This window comes from Streptomyces lydicamycinicus, from assembly GCF_000829715.2.
Taxonomy (GTDB): Bacteria; Actinomycetota; Actinomycetes; order Streptomycetales; family Streptomycetaceae; genus Streptomyces; species Streptomyces lydicamycinicus.
The window spans coordinates 39,864-63,124 of the sequence record NZ_BBNO01000007.1 but is presented as its reverse complement, the minus strand read 5'-3'; the positions used below and the strand labels follow the sequence as shown (position 1 = coordinate 63,124).

The window sequence follows — 23,261 nt, the reverse complement described above, 5'->3', positions numbered from 1 at the left end:
CGGCACGGCGGCGTGGTTCCGTGGTTCACCCGCAAGCAGCGAGAAACGTCGGACACCCGGGAGTGGGGTCATTCCTCCAGTGCTGCCGCCATGCGGTCGAGGTCGGCGAGGAGCACTGCCAGGCGCTGCGCCGGGATCGCTTCGACCATGCGCTGTTCGATGGCGTAGACGGCGGCCTGGACGGCGGCCAGGCGCGCGTTGCCTTCCTCGGTGAGATGGGCGGGCCGGGCGCGGCCGTGGTCGGCGGTGGCGGGGCGGGTGATCAGCCCCTCTTCCTGCAGGCCCCGCAGGACGACGTTTCCGGATTGCCGGGTGACGAAGGTCGCGCGGGCGAGGTCGGCGTTGGACATGCCGGGATGCAGGGCCAGGAGTTCGAGGGTGGCGTACTGCGGCACGGTCAGGCCGTGCTCGCGCAGGACCTTGTCCATGGCCCCACGAAGGGCGGCCTGGGTGCGTTTGAGCACGTACCCCACGTGTTGAGTGACGTCTTTCGTGGGGTGGGACGGTTCGGCCGACACGTTCTCCAGCATGTCAGCATTTTGACATACGCGACACGATCGCCTTAGCCTCAGCTATGTCAAAGTCCTGACATTGAGTTCGAGGAGACCCATGACTGTCACCATCGACGGCCCCGACTTCGTCGCCCTGCAAGTGCGCGACCTGAACGCGGCAGCGGACTTCTGCGAGCAGCACCTCGGCCTGCGTCGGGCCGAGGTCTCGCCACCCCACGCGGTCGTCTTCGACACCAAGCCGACCCCCTTCGCCGTCCGCGAGCTCCTGCCGGGCGTCGACCTCGCCGACACCGCACGGCCCGGACTCGGCGCGGTGCTCTGGTTCCAGACCTCCGACGCCCATCAGCTCCACGACCAGCTCACCGCTGCCGGGATCAAGATCCTCACCCCGATCGCGGACAGCCCCTTCGGGCCGATGTTCTCCTTCGAGGGCCCCGAGGGCTACACCCTCACCGCGCACGGAGGCTGACCGTGCCCGCCGTCACCCTCACCCCGGCCGGGCCCTTCTCGCTCGCCTCCGGCATCCGGTTCCTGGAGGGCTTCGGCCCCGCGAGCTACCACCACGCGGCGGACGGAATCCTCCGCCTGGCCTTCCCCGCCGACGACGGCGTCTCGGTCGTCGCGGCCGCCGTCCGGCAGGAGGTGAGGGCAGACGGCGGCACGGGAACGGTCCGGGCCGAGTTCACCGTGCATCCCGGCACCCCGTACCCGGCGACGGCGGTGACCGCAGAGGCAGCGGCCAAACAGGCCGTGCGGGCCCAACTCGCCCGCATCCTCTCGCTCGACGTCGACGCCACCGGATTCCCCGGCCTTGCCACGGACCCCGTGGTGGCCGGGCTCGCGGCGGACCACCCTGGGCTGCGCCCGGTGTGCTTCCACTCCCCCTACGAAGCCGCCACCTGGGCAATCATCGGCAACCGCATCCGCATGACCCAGGCAGCCGCCATCAAGGCCCGCATCGCCCACCAGCACGGACACCGCGTCCACATCGCAGGCCAGACCCTGCACGCATTCCCCACCCCCGCGGCCCTGCGCACCCTCACCCACGTGCCCGGCCTCACCGACATCAAGATCCAGCGACTGCACGCGCTGGCCGAAGCAGCCCTCGACGGGACACTCGACGCACCCCACCTGCGCGCCCTGCCCGCCGACCACGCCCTCGCCGAACTGCGCACCCTGCCCGGCATCGGCCCCTTCTCCGCCGAACTCATCCTCATCCGGGGAGCAGGACACCCCGACGTCTTTCCCCGCCACGAACCACGCGTCCACAAGGCCGTCGCCACCGCATACGGACTCGGTGCCCCGACCACCGACGACGACGTCACCCAATTGGCCAAGATCGCCGATCGGTGGAAGCCCTACCGCAGCTGGGTCGCCTTCCTGCTCCGCGCCCGCGCCCAGGACACGTCCCCGCCGGGCCCCGTGTGCCACGGCTCCCCGCCATCGTCATGACACCCGTCACCAATGTGCCGGGACAACACACTTGGGCACCTCTCCGCTACCGCGCCCACTCCGGCGCCTTGCGAGGTAGCTCGGCATCCGTGGAACGAAGGAAGAGCCGAGACGGAGAGAGCGATGGGGTGCCCCCGCGCCCCTAAGACGTAGGAGAGAACGCAGTGCACCGGACCCCGCGACCTTTCCGACCTGGACACCCATCGGACGGGCTCTAGAGACCCCGTGGCCGCACCCTCATCCGGATCCCGTCCCGCGCCCACAGCACGAACCGTTCCACCGGCGTCACTTCGTGCCCCGGCGCGGGCCGAAAGCGCAGGCGCTTGAGGAGGACGGCCAGGACGAGCTGGGCCTCGACCGTGGCCAAAGCGGCGCCCTCACAGCTGCGTGGCCCGATCCCGAAGGGGACGTACGCGAGCCGCGGCCGCTTGGCCACCTCCTGCGGCGTGAACCGCTCGGGGTCGAACCGCTCCGGCTCGGGCCAGTGCTCAGGGTTCAGGTGCACCGCCCAGAACGGATAGAACACCGTCGTCCCGGCCGGGATCTCGTACGGGCCCAGAACCAGGTCCTCGGTCGTCTCGCGTGCGCCGTACGGGCCGGGCGGGAACAGGCGCATCGACTCCTTGAGCACCATGTCCAGATACGTGAGCCGCCGCAGATCACCGTAATCGGGCGTGGCGCGCTCGCCCAACACCTGGTCCAGTTCGGCCGCGACGCGATCGGCCGCTTCGGGATGGCGGCCCAGCAGGTGCAGCGTCCACGAGACGGCGACGCCGGTGGTGTGGTGGGCGGCGAGCAGCGTCACCATCACGGTGTCCCGGATCCTCGCCGGACTCTGACCGGCTTCGACGAGCGCCCCGATCAGGTCGCTGCGGTCGGTGCGGCCGTCCGGGCGGTGCGCCGCCACTACGCGGTCGACCGTCTCCCGCAGATATGCAAGGGCCACCTCCGCTCGCTCGGCCGAGCGCGGGTCGGCCCGCGGCACCTGGTAGAGCCGCCCGAGGTGCTCGGTGAGCACGTCCTCGAACGCGGCGACGACACGGTCCGTGTCGGTTTCCGCGCCGCCGAGCGCGAACCCGCAGATCATACGGAGCGACAGCGCGGTCAACTCCTGTTGCAGCTCGACGGGTTCACCGTCGGCCTGCCCCGCCCAGCGGTCCGCGAGCTCCCGCGCCAGCTCGGTGAAGCGCGCGAAGTGGCGCTCGTGAGCCGGCCGTCCGGCGAGCACCGAGAGCAGTAGTCGGCGCCAGGGGGTGTGCTCGTCGGCGGGTAGCACTTGCAGGTTGCCGGCCTCGCACAGCGGGTCCAGGAACGCGAACAGCTCCTCGGGCCGCGTGTCGAGGTGCGCCGTGGCCTCCAGAAGCACGGGATCGGCGACCGACACGGCCGTGTCCGCGCCCGGCAGTTGGAAGCGCACGACGGGTCCGTGCGCCTCGTGCAGACGTAACTGGTACCGATGCAGCCCGCCCGCGGCCGCAATGGCGCTCAGCCCGCCGTCCTCCTGGTGCTCGGGTCCGGGGATACGCATAACAGTGGCTCCTGTCCCAAGTCCAAGTCCTGCCCTCGATCGCGTCTGTTCCGAGGGGCCTCAACTCGCCCTTGCATCAGCCAGTTTTTCCCCCCGTCCCCGCTTCCCTACCCCACGGCGGGTTCATGCCCGCACTGCCCTCCGCAATCAGGGTTCTTTCAGCGTTCAGAAGCCCACCAAAAGGAGTTCCTAAGGAGTTCCTGATGAAGGCCGTGGCCTATGTGGTGAGGCGGTATCCGGCCACAGAACCGCTGCAAAAACCCGTTGGCGGGCCCACGGCGACCACTGCTACCTTCCGGAAAGCCGTGCGAGAGAACGAGGAGGTGGTACCCGTGAACGCAGTATCGACATGGGTGCTCCCCTCCGGGGTCACGGTCGGGCGATAGGTCGTCCGGGAGCGCCGTTCAAGCGCACTCCCGAAAGGCACGACCATGCACTTCACTTCTGAACAGCACCTCGACGACGGCGTCCTCGAACGCGAATTCACCCTCGGCGAGATCCCTGGCACCCTGTGGACGCCCGCATCTGCATCCGCATCCGCACCGGCGCCGCTGATCCTGCTCGGCCACCCTCCGCTCGGACTGCGCACGATGTACCCCCGGCTGGCGGGGCGGGCCCGGCACGCCGCGGCGGACGGCTTCGCCGCGGCCACCATCGAGCTCCCCGGGAGCGGTGACCGGCCCCGTTGGGTCGCCGCCGAGCAGGCCCGCGCCAACCTGCGCCGGGCCATGGAGGCCGGCGAGCCGGTCGACGACGAGATCATCGACGCCCTCGTCCTCCCGCTCGTCGAAAAGTCGGTCCCGGAATGGCAGGCCGCCCTGGACGCCCTCCTGTCACTGCCCGAGATCGGCGGCCCGGTCGGGTACTCGGGGGGAGTGATCTCCATCGGCATCCGGCTCGCGGTGGTCGAGCCGCGCATCTCGGCCGCCGTTCTGTTCGCCGGGAGTCTCGTGCCCGCCGCCATGTTCGAGGAGGCCCGACGGGTCACCATCCCGCTGCACGTCCTGCTGCAGTGGGACGACGAAGGGAACGACCGGCAGGCGGCCCTGGACCTGTTCGATGCCTTCGGCTCCAAGGAAAAGACGCTGCACGCCAACATGGGCGGGCACAGCGGCGTCCCGCAGTTCGCGGGGGACGCCGCGGCCCGGTTCTTCGCCCGGCATCTGCGCTAGCCGCCGGCCGGCGCCGCCAGGCCAGTAGACGTAGGCGGTGCCGGCCGGCACGCCACTCATCAAGGACAGGCCCTGGCCCTCCTCGATGGCCGTGGCCGGCAGATGCACAACCGCCCCGATCGCGGCGGTACCGGCCGTCGGCGGTACCGGCCGGTCGGGGCGGCGTTCGGCCCGTTCGTGTCCGACAGGACATGCATCTTGGATGCCTGGCTTACCCCCGATCCTCGGACCTCGGACCTCGGACCTCGGACCTGTGAGTTCGCCCCCTCTTCAGCGCGGACTTGGGCGGAGTCGAGGACCGCTCGGGAGAGATCGAGGAGGCCCGCATGGTCGAGCAAACGTCGACCGCCAAGCCGCATTTCCTGACTGGCTGGACTGGTACAACTACCACCGACCCACACCGGAATCAGCGGCCACACCCAGCCAGCCGCGTCACCACTGTCGAAACAGCACACCTAGCTCCTACGGCTTGACGTCTACAGGAGCATCCGCTCTCACTACTCCGCCTGTTCCTTTTCCGCCAGTTCTTCTGGCGTGCCGACGAAGGCTCGACCGCAGCCCGGCGGGAGTCGTTCGACCACCATCGCGATGGCAGCCTCCGCGGTCGGGGCGGGGCCGACGCTCTGGGACCGCGAGGGCCCGCCGACGAAGAAGCCTCCGCCCATCATCGGGGCGATGAACGGCACGTCCCAGGTCCAACGCAGCTCTGTGCACCGGCTGAAGTGCAGCTCGCCCATGCCGACCCAGGGGAACAGCTGCCGTAGTCGGGGCTCGGCGTAGGCGGCGCGTAGCAACCGGCCGTCCACGCGATGGGCAGTGAGCAGCTTCTGCCATGCGGCTTCGATGATGTCTTCCTCGGGTGCGTCCTCCGTCATGCCCCGCATTCTGCTCGACACCGAAAGATTTCGGCCAGCTCACGGTGATAACTCTTGGCCCCGCCCCGGGGCACGCCGCACCTCCAGAGGGCAAACGTTTCGCGTCGTCCCGTGCGGGCCGGGCGTAGTCGGACCCCTCATCGGCGTCTCCAACGGCACCCCTCGGGCCCGGTGACACCACCCCCCAGGTCATCCCCTCGGCAGGGGGACACAGTCAGGTCGGGCCCGGAGGCAAGCGGCCCTCTTGCAGGACCGCGAAAAAACAAAACGGGGGGCGCTGAGCGGACGGGGCCCCGGTCCGGTGTCCCGGCGAGTGGGCGCCGGACCGGGGCGTCCCATCACCCCTGCCGGCCCGTGTGGACCTTCAATGCCGTCCGGACGGCGGATTCGAGGGCGCCTTCGATCCAGGCGGGCTTGATGGACGTGTGGTCCCCCGCGAAATGCAGCGGCCCTTCGGACGCGGGGACGTCGGGGAAAAGTTCCGTGTGCTGGCCGGGGAAGAGCACAGAAGCCTCACCATAGGCGTAGTGGTCGCGCATCCACGACTGGGTCTTGCACTTGTTGGTGAAGAAGACCTCGCAGCGGCGGCCGAAGACAGCCTGCACTCCGGCGAGCGCGCGCAGATACCGCTCCTCGTCGGCGAAGGCGTCCCATTTGAGGGCGTCGTCGGACCAGCTGTAGGAGGCGAGCATGATGCCTCCGTCGCTGCCCTCCAGAGGGTGCGCGTGCTCGAAGTACATGAAGCGGTTGGCGTTGTCGCTCACGGTGCCGCCGCCACGGACATGAGCGGCCTCCGGTTCGCCGCTCATGACGGGCCGGAAGACGGCGAAGCACTTCTTGAGTTCGTCGGGGATCGTCACCCCCAGGTCCTTCACGGACTTGTGCGCGCCGAGGTACTTGCCGTGTTTGACCCCGCCCGCCTTGTACTTTTCGTAGAGCTTGTCCTCGATGGAGTTCAGCGCCTCCTTCCACTGCGCCTCGGTGAACTCCCACCAACGGCGGGAGAACTCCAGCAGCACCTTGGTCGCGGCGTCGTAGTGCAGTTCCGTGACGGCCCGGCGCTTGCCGTAGGTGAGCGGAGGGTCGAAGGCCACGTGGCGCAGTCCGGAGAAGGGGACGGTGATGATCGCCTCGTCGCCCTCGAAGACCTCCGTGACACCCCCCTTGCCGGTCTGGCAGCCCTCGGAAACGGTGTGCACCCTGACCTTGCCGCCGTTGCGTTCGATGCGTAAGGCGCGCCTGTCGAGCCTTACCTTTCCCTTCACAGGCGCGTACAGCGCGTCGGCGAGCAGCGCGGTGCCGCCCTTGATCTCCCAGAACTTGGTCTTGGGGTCGATCAGCGCGGCGGACAGGAAGCTGTGCGTGAAGGAGAGGTGCAGCCGGGAGGTCAGGTTCTGGATGGTGCCAATGAGGTCGATGGTCCTGGTGTCGAGTTTGGCGACTTCGGTGAGATACCGGTACATGGACCAGTGGCCGTACCTCTTGAGAACCTCGACCCATCCGTTGACGAGGGCCGTCCCCTCCTTACCCCGGATGAGCTGGTGTGCAGGTTCGAGGGCCTGCGCGAGGATGGCAGAGGCGGTCTTCGTACGGTTGGGGCCCGTGACACCGAAGGTGTCGTTGATCTTTTCGGGGTTCTTCTCGTAGTCGGCACGGCGCATGTGGATGCCATTGACGTGAATCCAGGTGCGGTTGGCCTTCTTCGTCGGATTGTCGACCTCCACATCCACCAGGTAAAACTCCTGGAGCGCGAGGTCGAGCTTCTTGATCAGTGCCATAAGGAGCGGGTGGCTGTCGGGCAGCCGCATGGCCCCGGCTTCGGCGTACTGCTTGGGGTCGGCGAAGGGCTGCTCCCCCTTCTCGTGGCCGCCCTTGCGGAACGTCTTGATTCGGCCGCCGACGCGGTTGCCGTTGGCCTCGATCACGACGACATCGTGGCCTGCCCGGTTGAGCAGGTTGGCGGCGAGCAGACCGGCCGGTCCGGCCCCGACGATCAGGACCCGCTTCGTTGCTTTCGCCCGGCGGGCGGGCAAGCCGTTCTCGATGACCTTCACGTAGGCCGGGACGAGGGGTTTGTCGTGCTCGTCGTAGACGGCGATGGCGCGGGCGACCGTGGTGTACGCCTTGGGATCGAGGCCGGGCGGCACCGCGGCCGGCACCGTCGAGGGTGCGGTGGCAGGGCTCAACGCGGTCGCGGGCGCGACGGAGGCGGCGGTGAGCCCGGCAGCGAGCGCCGAGGCACCGGTCGCGGTGACCACGGAGCGCCGTGAGGGCTGCGCGCCGTGCGACCGAGGCGAGGGATGCGAGGCGCGTGAAGCATCCGACGCGAGTCGCTCCTCGCTCGCCGCGTCCATGTTCTTCGTGCTCGGAATGCTCAGGCCTGGAGTGCTCATATCTTGTGTACTCATCGGCCATCACACTTGGCATACGAGCGACGCAGAGCCAGTGCATTCACACGGACGAGGACGGTAAACCACTCGAACCGCTACATGACGCGGCTCCCCTGTCAACGTCCACACGAGAACCGGACGCTCGCTCCCTCGTCCCTCGCCGAAGGCAATGCGGAACAGGGCCGCCCCCAGCTGGGAAGCCAGGCGCAGGTTCGCCAGCTGGACGTCCGTGACATCGGCCGAGTGCGAGGCGCGCGCACCTTGAAGAGGATCTCCTGGTTGCGCAGGGCGGTGGCGAGCTGCCAAATGGCGGGGCGTTTACCGTCCAACTCGGTGAAGGCGCTCCTCACGGCGCAAGCAACCGGCCCCGCCCCGTACCTGGCACTCAGCGACCTGGTCCCCCGCCCCATGCCCGTGTCTGTACGTGGCGCCCTCTTGCGCTTCGTCCCTCCACGACCCGCCGAGACGATCCGCGTCGTATGGAATACCGCACCCGGCCACGACCGTCTGGCGCCCACACTCATATCGGTCTCCAGGCCCCGGCCGCAGTCTTGGAGACCGGTCGTCAGGTCTGGGAATCAAGCATCATGGCAGGGATTGGCGGCGCGCCACCGCACTTGGACTGTTTTCCGGGCAACCCATCACTCCATCTCCTAAGCTGCTGCCGGGCCGACGGTTGGCTGCCGTCCTCACACCAACCGGGGAGTAAATGGAAGCCGCTGCCATTGGTGCTCGCCTCGCCTCAAGCGTTGTAGCGCCGCTGATCAAGAGACTCTTCGTAGCTGACGGCCCGGGTGCCGGTTTGGTCGACAAGCCGCTGCGCGTCTCGAAGCTCGTTTCGTTCAAGGGCGAGAAACGAGCCCTGTCGGACGAAGACCTACACAAGATCGCCGAGGAACTGGTGAACCGCGCCGCGCAGTCCACCGGCGTCAAGGAACGTCTGCCGGCATACGAACAGCGTGCTGTGGCACATGCCGTAGCGGACTCACTGAGATCGCTCGGCTACATCGACATGGACGACGTGCAAGCCGTGCAGCTCGGGCACCTTGCGCTCTCCCGGCATCTGCGGTCGCAGAGCCCCTCGGCCACCCTCGGTTTATCCAGCGACGCGGTGACACTTCATGCGAGCGTGCTCGACACCGCGTGCCTGCACATCCTGCAGTTCTTCACCCAGAGATCAACTTTTGTGGCCCGTACGCTGATCGAACACAGCCGCCGGATCGAAGAGTTATCGCTCAAGATCGACTCCCTGATCGCCCGCACTCCGTCGCCAGCCGACGGGCCTTTCGAGGAGCGCTACGCCGAGTACATCGCCTCCAAGCACGGCAAATTGACCATTTTTGGCCTCGATCTGTCCGAAGCGCCCGAGAATTGGCCGCTCGACGCCGCCTATCTGAGCTTGGACGCAGCGGGCGGCAGAACGCATGACCTCCCCACCCTCCTCCCCGCCGATCACATCTTGGCCGGCCGTGATCGAGTATTGCTCCGGGGCGTGGCAGGGTCAGGGAAAACTACCCTCGTGCAGTGGCTGGCGGTATCCACGGCGCGGAAGGCTCTCGACGAACGTCTGCTGTATCTCTACGGCCTGGTGCCGTTTGTACTGCCGCTGCGCACGCTGACCCGAGGCGGCGCCAAACTCCCCACACCCGACGGATTCCTGGCCGCCGTTGACTGCCCCATCGCCAACCTCCAGCCCACGGGGTGGTTCGACAGGGTGTTGAGGTCAAAACGTGGGTTGATCCTGATCGACGGGATCGACGAAATTCCGGAAAGCGAACGCCAAGAGGCTCGCCGTTGGCTACAGGAGCTGGTCAGTGCCTACCCGAACAACCGGTGGCTGGTGACCTCTCGGCCTTCGGCCGTACGCCAGGACTGGTTGGTCGGTGACGACTTCGCAGAACTCGACCTCGCTCCGATGAGCCGGGAGAACGTCGCCGAGTTCATCAAGCGGTGGCACAAGGCCGCGGGCATTGGTGACCGCTATGCCACAGATCTCCTGCAGTCGGTACGAGACAAGCAAGACCTGGGCCGGCTCGCCACCAACCCCCTGATGTGCGCACTGATCTGCGCCCTTCACCAGGACCGTCGTGGCTACCTCCCGGATGGCCGGAAGGAGGTCTACGACGCCGCCCTTTCCATGCTGCTGTCCCGGCGCGACCGTGAGCGAGGAATCTACAAGCCGGGCACCATCCGCATCGGCGAGGAACACCACATCCAGTTGATCCAGAAGCTGGCCTACTGGATGATCCGAAACGGTCGTTCCGAGATGGACCGGGCCGACGCCATCGAGCTGCTGGAGCATGCACTACCCGCCATGCCGAAAATCGCCGATCAGGGAACGGCTGAGGAGATCTATCACCACCTACTGATCCGAAGTGGTCTCCTGCGCGAACCAAGTGCAGGTTCGATGGATTTCATTCACCGCACTTTTCAGGACTACCTGGGTGCCAAGGCTGCTGTGGAAGGGCTTGACTTCGATTTCCTCATCGCGCACGCGCATCTCGATCAATGGGAAGACGTCATCCGGATGTCCGTTGCCCACGCTCGGACCATGGAGCGAACCCGGCTGTTGACCGGTCTCATAGAACGAGGTGACACATCCGAGAAGGACAGCAGGCGTCTCCATCTGCTGGCAGCGGCCTGTTTGGAACATGCGACAGAACTGAATCCGGATGTGCGGACGGAGGTGGAGCAGCGGGCCGCGGCACTTATTCCGCCCCGATCGGCGGATCAGGCGCGCGCTCTGGCTGATGTGGGACCAGTCGTTCTGGATCTGCTTCCCGGTCCGCAGGGACTCTCCGAAGACGAGGCCTACTTCACGGTACTGTCCGCGACCCGTCTTGCCACCGACGCCGCGATCTCCGTACTGGCCCAATACCGCGACCTCTCAGACCTCCGTGTGCGTTCCGAACTGGCCAGGGTCTGGAGTCGCTTCGAGTGCGATCGATTCGCCGAGGAAGTCATTGCTCACCTCGGAGAGGAAGATCTCTACTTCTGCGTCTCGACTGCACAGGAATTGCATGCGCTCCGACGGTTCGGTGGCCGTTCGCGCATCCGGATAACAGGCACGATCACACCTGAGGAGTTCCAAACTTCCTGCGACCGGTCCCGCCTCACTCATTTGTGGGTGGAGGCTGAGTCGGGCGCCACCTGGGAGTGGCTGGCGTACTTCCCGAACCTCAGCACCATCACCTTCGATAGCCCGCTAGCCAGTATCGACGTGAGCAGTCTCAAGAAGGTCAGGTCCCTGCGCACCATTCGGCTCTCCGAGGAATCCGTGTTCGTGGGATCCGAGGCGCTTCCGCCGTCCACGAAAATTGTGCGAGCGTGCCTGACCACGACCTGATGGACTTCGTCCGCACCGCGGATGCCCACCGATGGCGTGCACGGGCCTCCGGGCCTCCCTCTTCACTGTGCCGGCGGCTCTGTGCCGCCCCCTCGGGGATATGCGGCTTGTGGAAGCTGCGTTGAATGCGATTCCGCTCATGAGTGCAGGTAGGCGCCACCGAGCGTGCCGTCGTAGCCCACAGCCCGGGCCGCGACCTCCAGGCTCGGGTAGTCCTGGCTGATTCCCTCGCCGATCATCTCCATGTAGTCCGCGCGAGTCAGTTCGGGCGCCTGCCGCTTCGAAGCCCGGCGCTCATGATGGGGCGTTCGTGCGCTGTCCGTTGCGAGGGTCGGGGCGGCGGTCGTGGGCAGGTTTCCCAGCCGTCGTAGTCGCCAGACGAGGACGTCGGTGACGTTGGCGGCGGTGTCCAGTTCGCGCCATGTGATGGCCTGCTGGAGCAGGGACGAGCTGGTCACCTGCGAGCTGACCGTCCAGGCCTTGTGGTGCTTCACCCGGCAGATCCAGCAGATGTTCGAGGACGGGACAGGACCCCTCCATGCCGGAGCAGTACGGCTGGCGCTTCCTGCGCGCCGCATTGCACGCAGGGTACGGAGAATTCACGGCCACCTCCAGGACGATCTTGGTCACCCCAGGAAGCTCAACCGCACCTGGCGGTTCGGGTTGTCGACGTTGGTGTCGACCAGGCAGACGGACTGCCAGGTGCCCAGTGCCATGTGGCCCGCCACTACGGGGAGGGTGGCGTGGGGTGGGATGAGGGCGGGGAGGACGTGGTCGCGGCCGTGGCCGGGGGTGCCGTGGCGGTGGCGCCAGCGGTTGTCGGCGGGCAGGAGGTCGTGCAGGGCGGCCAGGAGGTCTTCGTCGCTGCCGGCGCCGGTTTCCAGGACGGCGATGCCGGCGGTGGCGTGTGGCACGAAGATGTTCAGCAGGCCGTCGCGGCCGTCGGCTGCCTCGCGGAGGAAGGCGGCGCAGTCAGCGGTGAGGTCGGCAACGGTTTCCGTGGAGCCGGTGGTGACGTCCAGGGTGCGGGTGGTGAATGCGGTGCTCATGCGTTCATTTTCGTATGGACGGTGCGCCCTCGTCCGCATCCCCACGGGTGTCGTCGGCAATGCGGCTGCAATGGTCCGGAAACGAAGGTCCACCAGCCGAGATGGTGTTTGACCCCTCTCGGAGCGCGCCGCTACGTTCAGCGACATGTCTACATCAGCGCTGCTCACCACGCGCGGTCACATCGACCTGCTGCGGGTGGCCTCGGCCGCGTGTCGCCGCGGGGGCGGCCGTTGCTGCCGCTGATGCATTGCCGGCGTTGAGGCATTGCTGGCGTTGAGGCGTTGCGGCGTTGAGGCATTGCCGGCGTTGAGGCGTTGCTGACGTTGCTGGCGTTGAGCCCGTGGCCGACGCACTGATGCCCGAGGATTCGGCGGTGTTCGTCCGCCCATAGGGCTTTGCGGCATCCCGTATGTGCTCCCTTTTGGGTTGCCGCGGGTCTTGTCTGTTGATTCGTTCCCGGTTGTTTGCCGGTGTCTTCGCCGGCTCCTGGGCGTGCTGTGTCGGTTCCGTGTTTGGCCGTTGCGGTGCGCCTCTTCTCCCCTCCCTCTCCCTCGTTTAGCGCCTCTTCTCCTCTCCCTCTCCCTCGTTTGTCGTTCACCGTCCCGTGGAGCATCCATGAGTGTCGATCAGGCCGTGTACGGCCATGCCCCGCCCGATCCGTCCGTTCCAGCAGACCGGCCTTCGCTCGCCAAGGGTGGGGAGGCGGGGGCGGTGGATGCCTTCCGGGAGGTGGACGGCTCCTGTGGTGACGGGCCGGAGCTGGAGCGGGTCGTTCCGGTCTCGGGGCGGCGGCGGGCGGTGCCGCGGTGGTTGCGCCGTACGGTGGGGCCCGTCGCGCTGCTGGTGTTGTGGCAGGTGTTCAGCGCGAGTGGTGCGCTGGAGGAGGACATTCTGGCGTCGCCGGGGACCATCGCGGCCACCGCGGGGGACCTGGTCTCGGACGGGACGCTGCCGTCGGCGATGCTGGTGTCGCTCCAACGGGTCGCGGTCGGGCTGCTGTTGGGTGGTGTGACCGGTGTCGTGCTGGCGCTCGCCTCGGGGCTTTCGCGGCTCGGGGAGGATCTCGTCGACGCCACGGTGCAGATGCTGCGCTCCATCCCGTGGGTGGGCGTGATTCCGCTGTTCATCATCTGGCTGGGCATCGGCGAGGCGCCCAAGATCGCGTTGATCTCGCTGGGTGTGGCCTTCCATCTGTATCTGAATGTCTATGCCGGTATCCGTGGCGTGGATGCGCAGTTGGTGGAGGCCGGAACCTCGCTCGGGCTGAGCCGGTGGGGGCTGATCCGGCATGTGGTGCTGCCGGGTGCGCTGCCGGGCGCCATGACCGGGCTGCGCTACTCGTTGGCCACCGCCTGGCTGGCGCTGGTCTTCGGTGAACAGGTCAACGCCGATGACGGCCTCGGCTTCCTGATGAATCAGGCCAGGGAATTCTTCCGCACCGACGTGATCGTGGTGTGCCTGGTGGTCTACGCGATCCTCGGGCTCATCGCCGACTTCCTCGTCCGTACCCTCGAAAGGCTGCTGCTGCAATGGCGACCGACGTTCACGGGTCAGTGAGCGACACCCCGCGCGAGGCGGGCCCACACGCCGGGTCTCCCGGTGCCGCCGTTCAGGTGGCGGGGCTGGTGCGGGCCTTCGGTGGCCGTGCCGTCATTGATGACCTCCAACTGAGCGTGCAGCCGGGCGAGTTCGTGGCATTGCTCGGGCGGAGTGGCTGCGGTAAGTCGACCCTGCTGCGGGTGCTGGCCGGGCTCGACCGGGAGATCGAGGGTGAGGTGCTGGTGCCGCGCCGTAAGGCCGTGGCGTTCCAGGCACCGCGGCTGATGCCCTGGAAGCGGGTCTGGCGCAATGTGCTGCTGGGGCTGCCGGGCCGCCCCGAACGGGAGGCCGCGGAACGGGCGTTGGCGGAGGTCGGGCTCGGTCACCGTGCGGATGCCTGGCCCAAGACGCTCTCCGGGGGTGAGGCACAGCGGGCGTCGCTCGCCCGTGCGCTGGTACGTGAACCCGATCTGCTGCTGCTCGACGAGCCGTTCGGCGCTCTCGACGCGCTGACCCGGATCAAGGCTCAGCGCCTGGTGGCCGAGCTGTGGCGGGAGCGGGGCTGCGCGGTGCTGCTGGTCACCCATGACGTGGAGGAGGCACTGCTGCTCGCCGACCGGGCGCTGGTGATGGAGGGCGGCCGGATCGCGTACGAGACCACGGTGGATCTGCCGCGGCCGCGCGATATCTCCGATCCGCGGTTCGGTGCGCTGCGCGCCCGCTTGCTCGACCGGCTCGGCGTGGAGGGCGCCGCGGAGGACGTAGCGGGCGGGCCGGACGACGCGGAGGCCCCGGATGCCGACGGCTCCGTCGCTGCTGCCTGATCAGACCGGAACCGGCCCGCCGCCCTATTTCTTCCTCCCGACACACCCAACACCGATCGACCCACCACACCGAGAACGAAACGGATACCCCATGAGAGCACGCCACCTCACCCCAGCCGCCCTGCTGCTTCCGTTCGCCCTGCTGCTGGCCGCCTGCGGTGGTTCGTCGCGGGCCGAGGGGGGCGGCGGGACCGGGAGCGGGACCGACGGCAAGGGGTCGCTGACACTCAACGTCGGGGACCAGAAGGGTGGTTCGGAGGCGTTGCTGCGGGCCGCCGGTGAGCTGGACGATCTTCCGTACAAGATCAAGTGGTCGACGTTCACGTCGGGGCCGCCGCTGCTGGAGGCGATCAACGCCGGGGCGGTGGATGTCGGTGCGGTCGGCAACACCCCGCCCGTGTTCGCGGCCGCGGCGAAGTCGAAGATCAAGGTGATCGCCGGGTCCCACAGCAGGTCGGACGGCGAGACGATCCTGGTGAAGAAGGGCTCCCCGCTCAAGCGGCCGGCGCAGCTCAAGGGCAAGTCGATCGCCGTGGCCCAGGGCAGTTCCGCGCACTACCAGCTCATCGCCTCGCTGAAGAAGGCCGGGCTGACGCCGAAGGACGTCACGCTCAACTACCTTCAGCCGGCCGATGCCCTCGCCACGTTCACCCGGGGGAAGGTGGCTGCCTGGGCGGTGTGGGACCCGTACACCTCGCAGGCCCTGGATCAGGCGGATGCGCGGGTGCTGACCACCGGGCAGGGTGTCGTCAACGGACTCAGCTTCCAGGTTGCCGCGCCGGCCGCGCTGGACGACAAGAAGAAGTCGGCGGCGCTCAAGGACTACACCGACCGGCTGCGGCGGGCGCAGAACTGGGTGTTCAAGCACCCGGACGCCTGGGCCGGGGCCTGGGCGAAGGAGACCGGGCTGCCGGAAAAGGTGGCGCTGGACGCCGTCAAACGCACCCGGGGGACGGCGGTGGCGGTGGCCGTGGACAAGGCGGCCGTCGCCTCCGAGCAGCGGATCGTCGACGAGTTCGCGGCGCTGAAGCTGATCCCCCGTTCCTACGACTTCGGGAAGTTCGTCGACCGCCGTTTCAACGGTGACCTGCCGCCCTCGGGCACGGCGCCGCGTACCTATGGAAAGGGCCACTGAGATGTCCGTACACCTGCACTGGTTTCTGCCGACCGGCGGCGACGGCCGGACCCTCGTCGACCGGCATGCCTACACCGACGGCGGGATCCGGCGTGACCGCATCACCCCGGTGAGCGGGGTACGGGCCCCGGACATCGAGTATCTGGCCCAAATCGCCAAGGCCGCCGAGCAGTTGGGGTTCGAGGCGGTGCTCACGCCGACCGGCACGTGGTGCGAGGACGCCTGGCTGACGACGGTGGCGCTCACCCAGGTCACCGAGCGGCTGAAGTTCCTGGTCGCGTTCCGGCCCGGGGTGATCTCGCCGGTGCTGGCGGCGCAGATGGCCGCGACCTATCAGCGGATCTCGCGTGGGCGGCTGCTGCTGAATGTGGTGACCGGGGGCGACTCGACCGAGCAGCGGCGGTTCGGCGATCATCTCGGCCATGACCGGCGGTATGCCCGTACCGATGAGTTCCTGCGGATCGTACGGGGCGTGTGGGGTGGCCGGCCGTTCGACTTCCAGGGCGAGCACTACCAGGTCGAGGGCGGGCTGACGGCACTGCCGCCGGACCCGCTGCCGCAGATCTTCTTCGGCGGCTCGTCGGCGGCCGCGGGGCCGGTCGCCGCCCGGAATGTGGATGTGTACCTCACCTGGGGCGAGCCGCCCGCGGAGGTCAAGCAGAAGATCGACTGGATTCGCGGGCTGGCGGAGAAGGAGGGGCGTACGGTCCGGTTCGGCATCCGTCTGCACACCATCTCGCGGGACTCCTCGAAGGAGGCCTGGGCGACCGCCGGCCGGCTGCTGGACGACCTCGATCCAGCGACGGTGGCGGCCGCGCAGCAGGCGCTGGGCAAGAGTGAGTCGGTGGGACAGCAGCGGATGCTGGCGCTGCACGGCGGCTCGCGCGACAAGCTGGAGATATCGCCCAATCTGTGGGCGGGGGTCGGTCTGGTGCGGGGTGGTGCGGGGACCGCGCTGGTCGGAAGCCATGCGGAGGTGGCCGACCGGATCGAGGAGTACCACTCCCTGGGCATCGAGCACTTTGTGCTCTCCGGTTATCCGCATCTGGAGGAGGCGTACTGGTTCGGGGAGGGCGTACGGCCGGAGCTGGCCGCCCGGGGGCTGCTGGAGGCGGGTCCCGCTCCGCTGGCCGGCGTACCCGCGGCCAATGGCCGGCCGGCCTCGGCGCCGGGTGGAGCACCGTTGCTGATCGCCGGCGGCCGCTGAACGCCGGTCGGGCGGGGTGGCTGGGCCGCTGGGGCACAGTGCTGCCTCAGCAGCCCGGCCGTCTGGCGTACGGCGCGACTCGCTCACCGGGCTTCCCCGCAGACGGTCCGGTCGGCACGGGCGGCCGGCGGCAGGAGCGAAGAGCCGGTGGGCAGGAAGGAAGGTCCGGTGGGCAGGGAGCAAAGAACCGCTGGCCCGGCGGGAAGACCTGGCCCCCTCCCCCGGTTAGTAGAAGCATGAACAACACCGGGGTGCGTGCGGTCGAGGTCGTGGTGGTCGGTGCCGGGCAGGCCGGTCTGGCCGCCGCCTTTCATCTGCGGCGGATCGGCTATCGGCCCGACCGGGACTTCGTGCTGCTCGATCACTCGCCACGCCCGGGCGGTGCCTGGCAGTTCCGGTGGCCCACGCTGACGTACGACAAGGTGCACGGGATGCATGCGCTGCCGGGCATGGAGCTGACCGGCGCGGATCCGCGGCGGCCGTCGTCCGAGGTGATCGGCGGGTACTTCGACAGCTACGAGCGGACCTTCGGGCTGCGGGTGCACCGGCCGGTGAGCGTGCTGTCGGTGCGCGAGGGCGGTGCGGATCCTTCCTGGGCGGAGTCCGCCGGGCCCCTGGGTCGAGGGCGGCTGCTGGTCGAGACGTCAGAGGGGAACTATGCGGCGCGGGCGCTGATCAACGCGACCGGGACCTGGGACCGGCCGTTCTGGCCGCGGTTCCCCGGGCAGGAGATCTTCGGCGGGCGTCAGCTGCACAGTGCGCAGTACCGGGGCCCGGAGGATTTCCGTGCGGCGCGTGTGGTGGTGGTCGGCGGCGGGACCTCGGCCGTGCAGCAGCTGCTGGAGATCGCACCGGTCGCGGCCGCCACGACCTGGGTGACCCGCCGACCGCCGGTGTTCCGCGCGGGGCCGTTCGGCGAGGAGCAGGGCCGGGCCGCGGTCGCACTGGTGGCGGACCGGGTCCGGCAGGGGCTGCCGCCCCGGAGCGTGGTGAGCGTGACCGGCCTGCCGATGACCGAGGCGGTCCGGCGGGGCCGGGAGAGCGGCGTGCTGGAGCGGCTTCCGCTCTTCGAACGCCTCACACCCACCGGTGTGGTCTGGGGCGACGGGCGCACGGTGGAAGCCGACGCGATCCTCTACGCGACGGGCTTCCGCCCCGCCCTCGACCATCTCGCCCCGCTGCGGCTGCGCGAGCCGGGCGGCGGCATCCGGATGGACGGCACCCGCACGCTCCGTGACGCGCGGGTCCATCTCGTCGGTTACGGGCCGTCGGCGAGCACCATCGGCGCCAACCGCGCGGGCCGGGCCGCGGCCGTCGGCATCCACCGACTGCTGACGGAGGATCCTCAACCAGCTGAGGGAGAAAGGGAGTTGGCGGGCATCCTGGCCTCGTAGGCCGAGGCCGCGTGCTCGACCAGACCGATCAGTACCTCCTTGCAGGACGCACGCTCCCGGGCGTCGCACAGCAGCACCGGGGTCGCCGGATCGAGGTCCAGGGCGCGTGCCACCTCCTCGGCCCGGTGGGCGCGGACGCCGTCGAAGCAGTTGACGGCGACGACGAACGGGATGCTGCGGTGCTCGAAGTAGTCGATGGCCGCGAAGCTGTCGGCGAGCCGCCGGGTGTCGGCGAGCACCACCGCGCCGAGCGCGCCCTGCGCCAGCTCGTCCCACAGGAACCAGAACCGGTTCTGCCCCGGGGTGCCGAACAGGTACAGCGCCAGGTCGTCGTGGATGGTGATCCGTCCGAAGTCCATGGCCACGGTCGTCGTGGTTTTCTGCCGGACCCCGTCGAGCCGGTCGACGGGGCGCCCGGCCTCGGTCAGCCGTTCCTCCGTGTTGAGCGGGCGGATCTCGCTGACGGAGCCGACGAGGGTCGTCTTGCCCACGCCGAACCCGCCGGCCACCAGGATCTTGAGGGCCATGAAGGAGTCAGAGCGCGCGGAGTCCATCGATCACTTCCCTGAGTATGTGCGCGTCGGGCAACTGGGCAGGCGGCACGGGACGGTTGACGCGGATCAGTCCCTCGGCCAGGAGATCGCTCAGCAGCACCCGGACCACCCCCAGGGGAAGCCCGGAGTCGGAGGCGACCTCGGCGACCGGGCGGGGGCGCTCGTCGCACAGCCGGTAAATCGCGTGCTGCTCGGGCGACAGCGTGGGGTCCTCGTCCGGCCGGGGCTCGGCCTGCACGACGGCCATCAGCTCGAAGGCCGCACTGCTCGGCCGGGCCCGCCCGGCGGTCATCGCATAGAGCCGGACCATCGGCCCCGCTTCGTCGTCGTACCAGCGCGGGGTGGAGTCGGTCATGGGCGGCCGGTCACTCCGATCCGGCGCGCACGGGGGTACCGAGGTGGGCGCCGACCCGCTTGACGAGCCGGGCCATCTCGTAGGCGACCAGGCCGATATCGGCCTCGGCGTCGCCGAACACCGACAGACACGAACCGTCGCCGGCCGCCACCACGAAGAGGAAGCCGCCCTCCAGCTCGACCATGGTCTGGATGACCTGGCCGGCCGCGAAGTGCCGGCCCGCTCCCTTGGCGAGGCTGTGGAAGCCGGAGGCGATCGCCGCGAAGCGCTCGCTGTCGTCACGGGTGAGCCCGCTGGAGGTACCGACGGCCAGCCCGTCGCCGGAGAGCACCACGGCGGAGCGGATCGCCGGCACACGGGAGACCAAGTCGTCGAGAAGCCAGTTGAGTTCGCCGGAAAGCTGCTGGTCGCCGGTCATGGTGTTTCTTCTCCTCGTGAGGGATTGTCGTTCGCCCCGTTCGGTTGCCGCGGGTCCTGCGGGTGCGGCTGCTCGGGTGGCTCGTGCCGCGGCGCCGGCTGCGGCGGAGGGGTGGCCCCACGGCCGCGCGCCCAGCCGGCGCGCAGCGACGCCATGGTGGCGCGGGCCTGTTCCGGGGAACGCCGCGGTGCGGGCGTGCCCTCGGTGCGGGGCACCCACTCGGGCCGCTGGTCGGGACTCGTCCGCAGCTCCGGCGCGAGGTGGGCCTGGCGCACCCGGCGCGGCAGTGCGGTGTCCGGGTCCGCCGCCGCTTCGGACGGCTGGGCGGAGGCGGCGGGTGCGCGGTGCTCGGCCGCGGGCGGTTCCGCCGCGGTGCCGGCCTCGGCGGGCGGGAGCGCGTGCCGGCGGGGCGCCGCGGCCACCGGCATCCGATGTGCGGCCGTCCGACGCCGGTGGAAGAGCGAGGCACCCGCCTCGGACGGCTCGGTGCTCCGCGCGTCCGACGGCTCCTCCTCCGTTCCTGCGGCGAACAGGGCATCGGGCACCAGCACCACGGCGGTGATGCCGCCGTACACCGACGGCTGGAGGGCCACCTTGACGTGCCGGCGGTGGGCGAGCCGGTTGACGACGAAGAGGCCGAGCTGTTCGGTGTCCAGCAGGTCGATCTCTTCGGCGTCCTGGATCCGGCGGTTGGCCTCGTCGAGCGCCTCCTTGCCCATTCCGAGGCCGCGGTCGTGGATCTCCACGGCGATACCGGCGCCGACCCGTTCGGCGCGTACCTGCACCTTGGTCTGCGGGGGCGAGAACATCACCGCGTTCTCGACGAGTTCGGCCAGCAGATGGGTGAGGTCGGCCACCGCGCCACCGGCCAGCCGGGCGTCGACGACGGAGTGCACCTCGACCCGCGGGAAGTCCTCCACCTCGGCGACCGCCGCGCGTACCACGTCGAGCAGGGGTACGGGATGGCGCCAGCCCCGCCCGGGCGCGGCGCCGGAGAGGATGATCAGGCTCTCGGCGTGCCGCCGCATCCGGGTGGTGAGGTGGTCGAGCCGGAAGAGGTCCTCCAGTTCCACCGGGTCCTCGGTGCGGCGTTCCATGGTGTCCAGCAGGGCGAGCTGGCGGTGCAGCAGCAGCTGGCTGCGCCGCGCGAGGCTCACATAGACACCGGAGATACCGCTGAGCGCCTCGGCTCGGCCCGCCGCCGCCTGGAGCGCGGCACGGTGCACCGCCACCAGGGCCTCGCCGACCTGCCCCACCTCGTCGCGGCCGGTGCCGCGGTCGCCGAGCGGCGCGACGGCATCGATGTCCACCTTCTTGCCCGCGTGCAGCAGACGCATGGAGGCAGGGAGATCCCGGCGGGCGACCCGCAGCGCGGAGTTGCGCAGCTGCTCCAGCTCGACGACCAGCCGACGGCCGATCTTGACCGAGATGAGCAGCGAGAGAAGGACACCGGCCAGACCCAGGACGACGGCGATGCCGGGTCCGCCGAGGGTGCCGGCGGACAGCGGGTCGGCGTCCCGGGCCACCCCGGTGCTCGCGGCCCGCTGTGCGGCGCGCAGGTCGTGCAGGACGGTGTCGCTGACATCGGTCCAGCGCACGGCGGGGACGGCGGTGGCGGCCGGGGTGCCCGCTCCGGCGTCCCGTACGGCGTCCTCGGCGGCGCGCAGTTCGCGGTATGCCGCGCCGTCCAGGATCCGGTGGTAGGCCGCGGCGTCCCGGGGCCGCAGATCGTCGACCGCGGCGGTGAACAGTGCGCGCTGGGTGTGCACCGCGCCGGTGAACGCATCGAACTGCCCCGGCGACATCCGGCCGGAGAGCTGGGCGGCACCGAGGACCGCGTCCTCATGGGCGAGCGCCTCGCGGGCCCGGGAGAGTTCCAGGACGACGCGTGCCTCCGAGGAGACCGCTGTCTTCTCCACGCCGGTCAGCGCGCCGACGGTGGCGAACCCGTCCTCGACGACGCCGGTGTAGTCGGCGACCAGACGGTCCCGGTCGGGCTTGTTGCCGTCGACACGTCCGCGCAGCGCGGCCAGCCCGTCGGCGTCGTGCAGCAGCCGGTCGATACGGCCGGGCAGCTGGGCGTCGGTGGTCTCCGCGTCCGCGCTGCCGGCGTCGATGCCGTCCCGGAGGGCGACCGCGGCGGAGTCGGTGGCCCGCTGGCGTTCCCGCAGCGTCTGCTGACGTCCGGGATCGGGGGAAGCGAGGGCGCGGGCCGCGGCGCTGCGCTCTTCCTGCACGGCGGAGACGAAGTCCCCGACCGGGGCGACGAGGGTGGCGTTGACGTCCTTGAGCCGCTGGAGGTCGGAGACATTCCGCGCGGTGGTGACGGTGGCGAACGCCCACAGGGCGATCAGGGAGACCACGGGGACCATGAGCAGCGCGACGATCTTCGCGCGCACCGAGCGGGGCATCAGGCGAACGCGGTAATCCGTGGCGAATTTACAGGATTTGGCGACCGTGGGCAGCGCATGCCGAGGGCGTCCGTTCCCGGGCGGCTGGGCCTCCCCTGCGGGCCCGGATCGGTCCGGGGTCTGTCGTATCTGCATGAATTCCTCAACAGGTCTGACGAGATGCGGAGTTCAGTGCTCGGGCAGCGAATCGACGGAGGCGGCTGCGGCACGCTCACGGGCGGTCGGGGACAATGCGACAAAGGCCGCTGTGAGGAAGAGAAATGAACCGAGGGCGACGGCCAGCGGAAAGACGAATTCCATTGCGGTGACACCGGTCAACGGCGCCCGGCTGGGCGTCAATTCGATATGTACGGCAGCCATTCCGGTGTAGTGCATGCTGCTGACCGCGAGCCCCATGACGAGGGAGGCGAGGACCGCACCCATGGTGCCCCGCACGGTGAGCGCGGCCCACAGGGCGGCGGTGGCGGCGCCGGCGGCGATGACGACCGAGAGCGCGACCAGCCCCGGGTCGAAGCCGACGTGCCCGTGCAGCCGCATCGCCGCCATGCCCAGGTAGTGCATGGCGGCCACGCCGACGCCGGTGCCCAGGCCGCCGAGCAGCAGCGAGCGCAGCCCGGGGGCACCGTAGCCGACGCTGAAGACACCGGCGCCGACGACCACCATGGCGATCAGCAGGCTGAGCACGGTCAGCGGGACGTCGTAGTGGACCGGGCTGCCGGTGACCCCGAATCCGAGCATGGCGATGAAGTGCATGGTCCAGATGCCGGAGCCGATGGCGATGGAGGCGGTCAGCAGCCAATTGCGGCGTGAACGGCCGTCGGCCGCTCGCGCCCTCACGGTGCAGCGCAGCCCGAGGGCGGATCCCACGCATGCCATGGCATAGGCGAGAACCGGAGATATCCAGCCCGCGCTGAAGTGGTGCAGGTGGCCCACGGAGTTTCCTTTCGCGTATTCGGTTCGCGGCGACGGACGCTAACACGTGATCGTCTTGTGAAACTCGGACACCGGCGCCGAGGGATTCTCGTGGGAATACGGAGTTCCTGACGCACCGTTTCGCTACCGGCGAGTTCAGTGATCTCACTTCCGGGTATATGTCCAT

21 protein-coding genes are annotated in these 23,261 nt (G+C 69.2%); 10 read left to right on the top strand and 11 right to left on the bottom strand.

All coding sequences use genetic code 11. The annotated features are described in order from the left end of the window. Positions 1–68: 68 nt before the first annotated feature. Positions 69–530 carry a MarR family winged helix-turn-helix transcriptional regulator gene (locus TU31_RS22810; protein WP_042157779.1) on the bottom strand — a complete coding sequence of 154 codons (462 nt, stop codon included), beginning with the start codon at positions 528–530 and terminating at the stop codon, positions 69–71. Between the two features lie 79 nt (positions 531–609). Between TU31_RS22810 and TU31_RS22805 the strand changes: the two genes are divergently transcribed. Together TU31_RS22805 and TU31_RS22800 are read left to right on the top strand one after the other, a co-directional pair. Then, positions 610–981 (top strand): VOC family protein, encoded by a 372-nt coding sequence (locus tag TU31_RS22805; protein WP_042157778.1) that lies wholly within the window; start codon positions 610–612, stop codon positions 979–981. A gap of 2 nt (positions 982–983) precedes the next feature. Next, positions 984–1,964, top strand: a complete 981-nt coding sequence (locus tag TU31_RS22800) for a DNA-3-methyladenine glycosylase family protein (protein ID WP_042157776.1) — start codon at positions 984–986, stop codon at positions 1,962–1,964. Positions 1,965–2,178: 214 nt separating this feature from the next. On the opposite strand, the gene TU31_RS22795 is transcribed toward TU31_RS22800, so the two are convergent. Continuing rightward, positions 2,179–3,492, bottom strand: coding sequence for a cytochrome P450 (locus tag TU31_RS22795; protein ID WP_042157774.1), 1,314 nt, complete (start codon positions 3,490–3,492; stop codon positions 2,179–2,181). Positions 3,493–3,923: 431 nt separating this feature from the next. Between TU31_RS22795 and TU31_RS22790 the strand changes: the two genes are divergently transcribed. After that, the gene (locus tag TU31_RS22790; protein WP_042157772.1) at positions 3,924–4,664 is read left to right on the top strand and encodes a dienelactone hydrolase family protein; all 741 of its coding nucleotides are present in this window, start codon (positions 3,924–3,926) and stop codon (positions 4,662–4,664) included. A gap of 497 nt (positions 4,665–5,161) precedes the next feature. Here the strand turns inward: TU31_RS22790 and TU31_RS22785 are convergent, their stop codons facing one another. Further along, complete coding sequence (locus TU31_RS22785) at positions 5,162–5,539, bottom strand: DUF6193 family natural product biosynthesis protein (protein WP_245698640.1); 378 nt, start codon at positions 5,537–5,539, stop codon at positions 5,162–5,164. Between the two features lie 338 nt (positions 5,540–5,877). Further along, positions 5,878–7,947 (bottom strand): FAD-dependent oxidoreductase, encoded by a 2,070-nt coding sequence (locus tag TU31_RS22780; RefSeq protein WP_042157770.1) that lies wholly within the window; start codon positions 7,945–7,947, stop codon positions 5,878–5,880. 691 nt (positions 7,948–8,638) lie between these two features. Between TU31_RS22780 and TU31_RS22775 the strand changes: the two genes are divergently transcribed. Further along, a complete protein-coding gene (locus TU31_RS22775; RefSeq protein WP_042157768.1) occupies positions 8,639–11,275 on the top strand; it encodes an NACHT domain-containing protein in 2,637 nt (878 codons plus the stop codon). 137 nt (positions 11,276–11,412) lie between these two features. Here the strand turns inward: TU31_RS22775 and TU31_RS22770 are convergent, their stop codons facing one another. Both TU31_RS22770 and TU31_RS22765 read right to left on the bottom strand, forming a co-directional pair. Beyond that, the gene (locus TU31_RS22770; RefSeq protein WP_042157766.1) at positions 11,413–11,769 is read right to left on the bottom strand and encodes a hypothetical protein; all 357 of its coding nucleotides are present in this window, start codon (positions 11,767–11,769) and stop codon (positions 11,413–11,415) included. Positions 11,770–11,901: 132 nt separating this feature from the next. Next, positions 11,902–12,324, bottom strand: a complete 423-nt coding sequence (locus TU31_RS22765) for a YjbQ family protein (RefSeq protein ID WP_042157764.1) — start codon at positions 12,322–12,324, stop codon at positions 11,902–11,904. Between the two features lie 145 nt (positions 12,325–12,469). On the opposite strand from TU31_RS22765, the gene TU31_RS40635 reads away from it, so the two are divergent. The 6 genes from TU31_RS40635 to TU31_RS22740 all read left to right on the top strand — a co-directional run bounded on the left by TU31_RS40635 (position 12,470) and on the right by TU31_RS22740 (position 18,424). Beyond that, positions 12,470–12,568 (top strand): putative leader peptide, encoded by a 99-nt coding sequence (locus TU31_RS40635; RefSeq protein WP_370682753.1) that lies wholly within the window; start codon positions 12,470–12,472, stop codon positions 12,566–12,568. A 372-nt stretch (positions 12,569–12,940) separates the two neighbouring features. Next, positions 12,941–13,882 (top strand): ABC transporter permease, encoded by a 942-nt coding sequence (locus TU31_RS22760; RefSeq protein WP_245698638.1) that lies wholly within the window; start codon positions 12,941–12,943, stop codon positions 13,880–13,882. Beyond that, entirely contained in the window at positions 13,855–14,688 is an 834-nt protein-coding gene (locus tag TU31_RS22755) for an ABC transporter ATP-binding protein (RefSeq protein ID WP_042157762.1), read from the top strand. Before TU31_RS22760 ends, TU31_RS22755 begins: the two co-directional genes overlap by 28 nt. 91 nt (positions 14,689–14,779) lie before the next feature. Further along, on the top strand, positions 14,780–15,823 hold the full coding sequence (locus TU31_RS22750) for an ABC transporter substrate-binding protein (RefSeq protein ID WP_042157760.1): 1,044 nt from the start codon (positions 14,780–14,782) through the stop codon (positions 15,821–15,823). 1 nt (position 15,824) lies between these two features. Further along, positions 15,825–17,030: an LLM class flavin-dependent oxidoreductase gene (locus tag TU31_RS22745; protein WP_042157758.1), complete on the top strand. Its 1,206-nt coding sequence runs from the start codon at positions 15,825–15,827 to the stop codon at positions 17,028–17,030. A 236-nt stretch (positions 17,031–17,266) separates the two neighbouring features. Beyond that, positions 17,267–18,424, top strand: a complete 1,158-nt coding sequence (locus TU31_RS22740; protein ID WP_042157756.1) for an NAD(P)-binding domain-containing protein — start codon at positions 17,267–17,269, stop codon at positions 18,422–18,424. Here the strand turns inward: TU31_RS22740 and TU31_RS22735 are convergent. The 5 genes from TU31_RS22735 to TU31_RS22715 all read right to left on the bottom strand — a co-directional run bounded on the left by TU31_RS22735 (position 18,376) and on the right by TU31_RS22715 (position 23,095). Continuing rightward, positions 18,376–18,978: a GTP-binding protein gene (locus TU31_RS22735; RefSeq protein WP_042157755.1), complete on the bottom strand. Its 603-nt coding sequence runs from the start codon at positions 18,976–18,978 to the stop codon at positions 18,376–18,378. The genes TU31_RS22740 and TU31_RS22735 overlap by 49 nt on opposite strands. Next, positions 18,959–19,333, bottom strand: coding sequence for a DUF742 domain-containing protein (locus TU31_RS22730; RefSeq protein ID WP_042157753.1), 375 nt, complete (start codon positions 19,331–19,333; stop codon positions 18,959–18,961). The genes TU31_RS22735 and TU31_RS22730 overlap by 20 nt, the downstream gene beginning before the upstream one ends. A 10-nt stretch (positions 19,334–19,343) precedes the next feature. Beyond that, complete coding sequence (locus TU31_RS22725) at positions 19,344–19,751, bottom strand: roadblock/LC7 domain-containing protein (RefSeq protein ID WP_042157750.1); 408 nt, start codon at positions 19,749–19,751, stop codon at positions 19,344–19,346. Next, on the bottom strand, positions 19,748–22,162 hold the full coding sequence (locus TU31_RS22720; protein ID WP_042157747.1) for a sensor histidine kinase: 2,415 nt from the start codon (positions 22,160–22,162) through the stop codon (positions 19,748–19,750). Before TU31_RS22720 ends, TU31_RS22725 begins: the two co-directional genes overlap by 4 nt. Positions 22,163–22,330: 168 nt before the next feature. Then, on the bottom strand, positions 22,331–23,095 hold the full coding sequence (locus TU31_RS22715) for an MHYT domain-containing protein (protein WP_042157746.1): 765 nt from the start codon (positions 23,093–23,095) through the stop codon (positions 22,331–22,333). Positions 23,096–23,261: the final 166 nt, after the last annotated feature.

Excerpts from the sequence above, each read along its gene's own strand:
- TU31_RS22755 (WP_042157762.1), top strand. The coding sequence starts at position 13,855 with ATGGCGACCGACGTTCACGGGTCAGTGAGCGACACCCCGCGCGAGGCG.
- TU31_RS22765 (WP_042157764.1), bottom strand. The coding sequence starts at position 12,324 with ATGAGCACCGCATTCACCACCCGCACCCTGGACGTCACCACCGGCTCC.
- TU31_RS22760 (WP_245698638.1), top strand. The coding sequence starts at position 12,941 with ATGAGTGTCGATCAGGCCGTGTACGGCCATGCCCCGCCCGATCCGTCC.
- TU31_RS22775 (WP_042157768.1), top strand. The coding sequence starts at position 8,639 with ATGGAAGCCGCTGCCATTGGTGCTCGCCTCGCCTCAAGCGTTGTAGCG.
- TU31_RS22750 (WP_042157760.1), top strand. The coding sequence starts at position 14,780 with ATGAGAGCACGCCACCTCACCCCAGCCGCCCTGCTGCTTCCGTTCGCC.
- TU31_RS22735 (WP_042157755.1), bottom strand. The coding sequence starts at position 18,978 with ATGGACTCCGCGCGCTCTGACTCCTTCATGGCCCTCAAGATCCTGGTG.
- TU31_RS22740 (WP_042157756.1), top strand. The coding sequence starts at position 17,267 with ATGAACAACACCGGGGTGCGTGCGGTCGAGGTCGTGGTGGTCGGTGCC.
- TU31_RS22805 (WP_042157778.1), top strand. The coding sequence starts at position 610 with ATGACTGTCACCATCGACGGCCCCGACTTCGTCGCCCTGCAAGTGCGC.
- TU31_RS22725 (WP_042157750.1), bottom strand. The coding sequence starts at position 19,751 with ATGACCGGCGACCAGCAGCTTTCCGGCGAACTCAACTGGCTTCTCGAC.
- TU31_RS22785 (WP_245698640.1), bottom strand. The coding sequence starts at position 5,539 with ATGACGGAGGACGCACCCGAGGAAGACATCATCGAAGCCGCATGGCAG.
- TU31_RS22720 (WP_042157747.1), bottom strand. The coding sequence starts at position 22,162 with ATGCCCCGCTCGGTGCGCGCGAAGATCGTCGCGCTGCTCATGGTCCCC.
- TU31_RS22780 (WP_042157770.1), bottom strand. The coding sequence starts at position 7,947 with ATGAGTACACAAGATATGAGCACTCCAGGCCTGAGCATTCCGAGCACG.
- TU31_RS40635 (WP_370682753.1), top strand. The coding sequence starts at position 12,470 with ATGTCTACATCAGCGCTGCTCACCACGCGCGGTCACATCGACCTGCTG.
- TU31_RS22730 (WP_042157753.1), bottom strand. The coding sequence starts at position 19,333 with ATGACCGACTCCACCCCGCGCTGGTACGACGACGAAGCGGGGCCGATG.
- TU31_RS22795 (WP_042157774.1), bottom strand. The coding sequence starts at position 3,492 with ATGCGTATCCCCGGACCCGAGCACCAGGAGGACGGCGGGCTGAGCGCC.
- TU31_RS22745 (WP_042157758.1), top strand. The coding sequence starts at position 15,825 with ATGTCCGTACACCTGCACTGGTTTCTGCCGACCGGCGGCGACGGCCGG.
- TU31_RS22790 (WP_042157772.1), top strand. The coding sequence starts at position 3,924 with ATGCACTTCACTTCTGAACAGCACCTCGACGACGGCGTCCTCGAACGC.
- TU31_RS22810 (WP_042157779.1), bottom strand. The coding sequence starts at position 530 with ATGCTGGAGAACGTGTCGGCCGAACCGTCCCACCCCACGAAAGACGTC.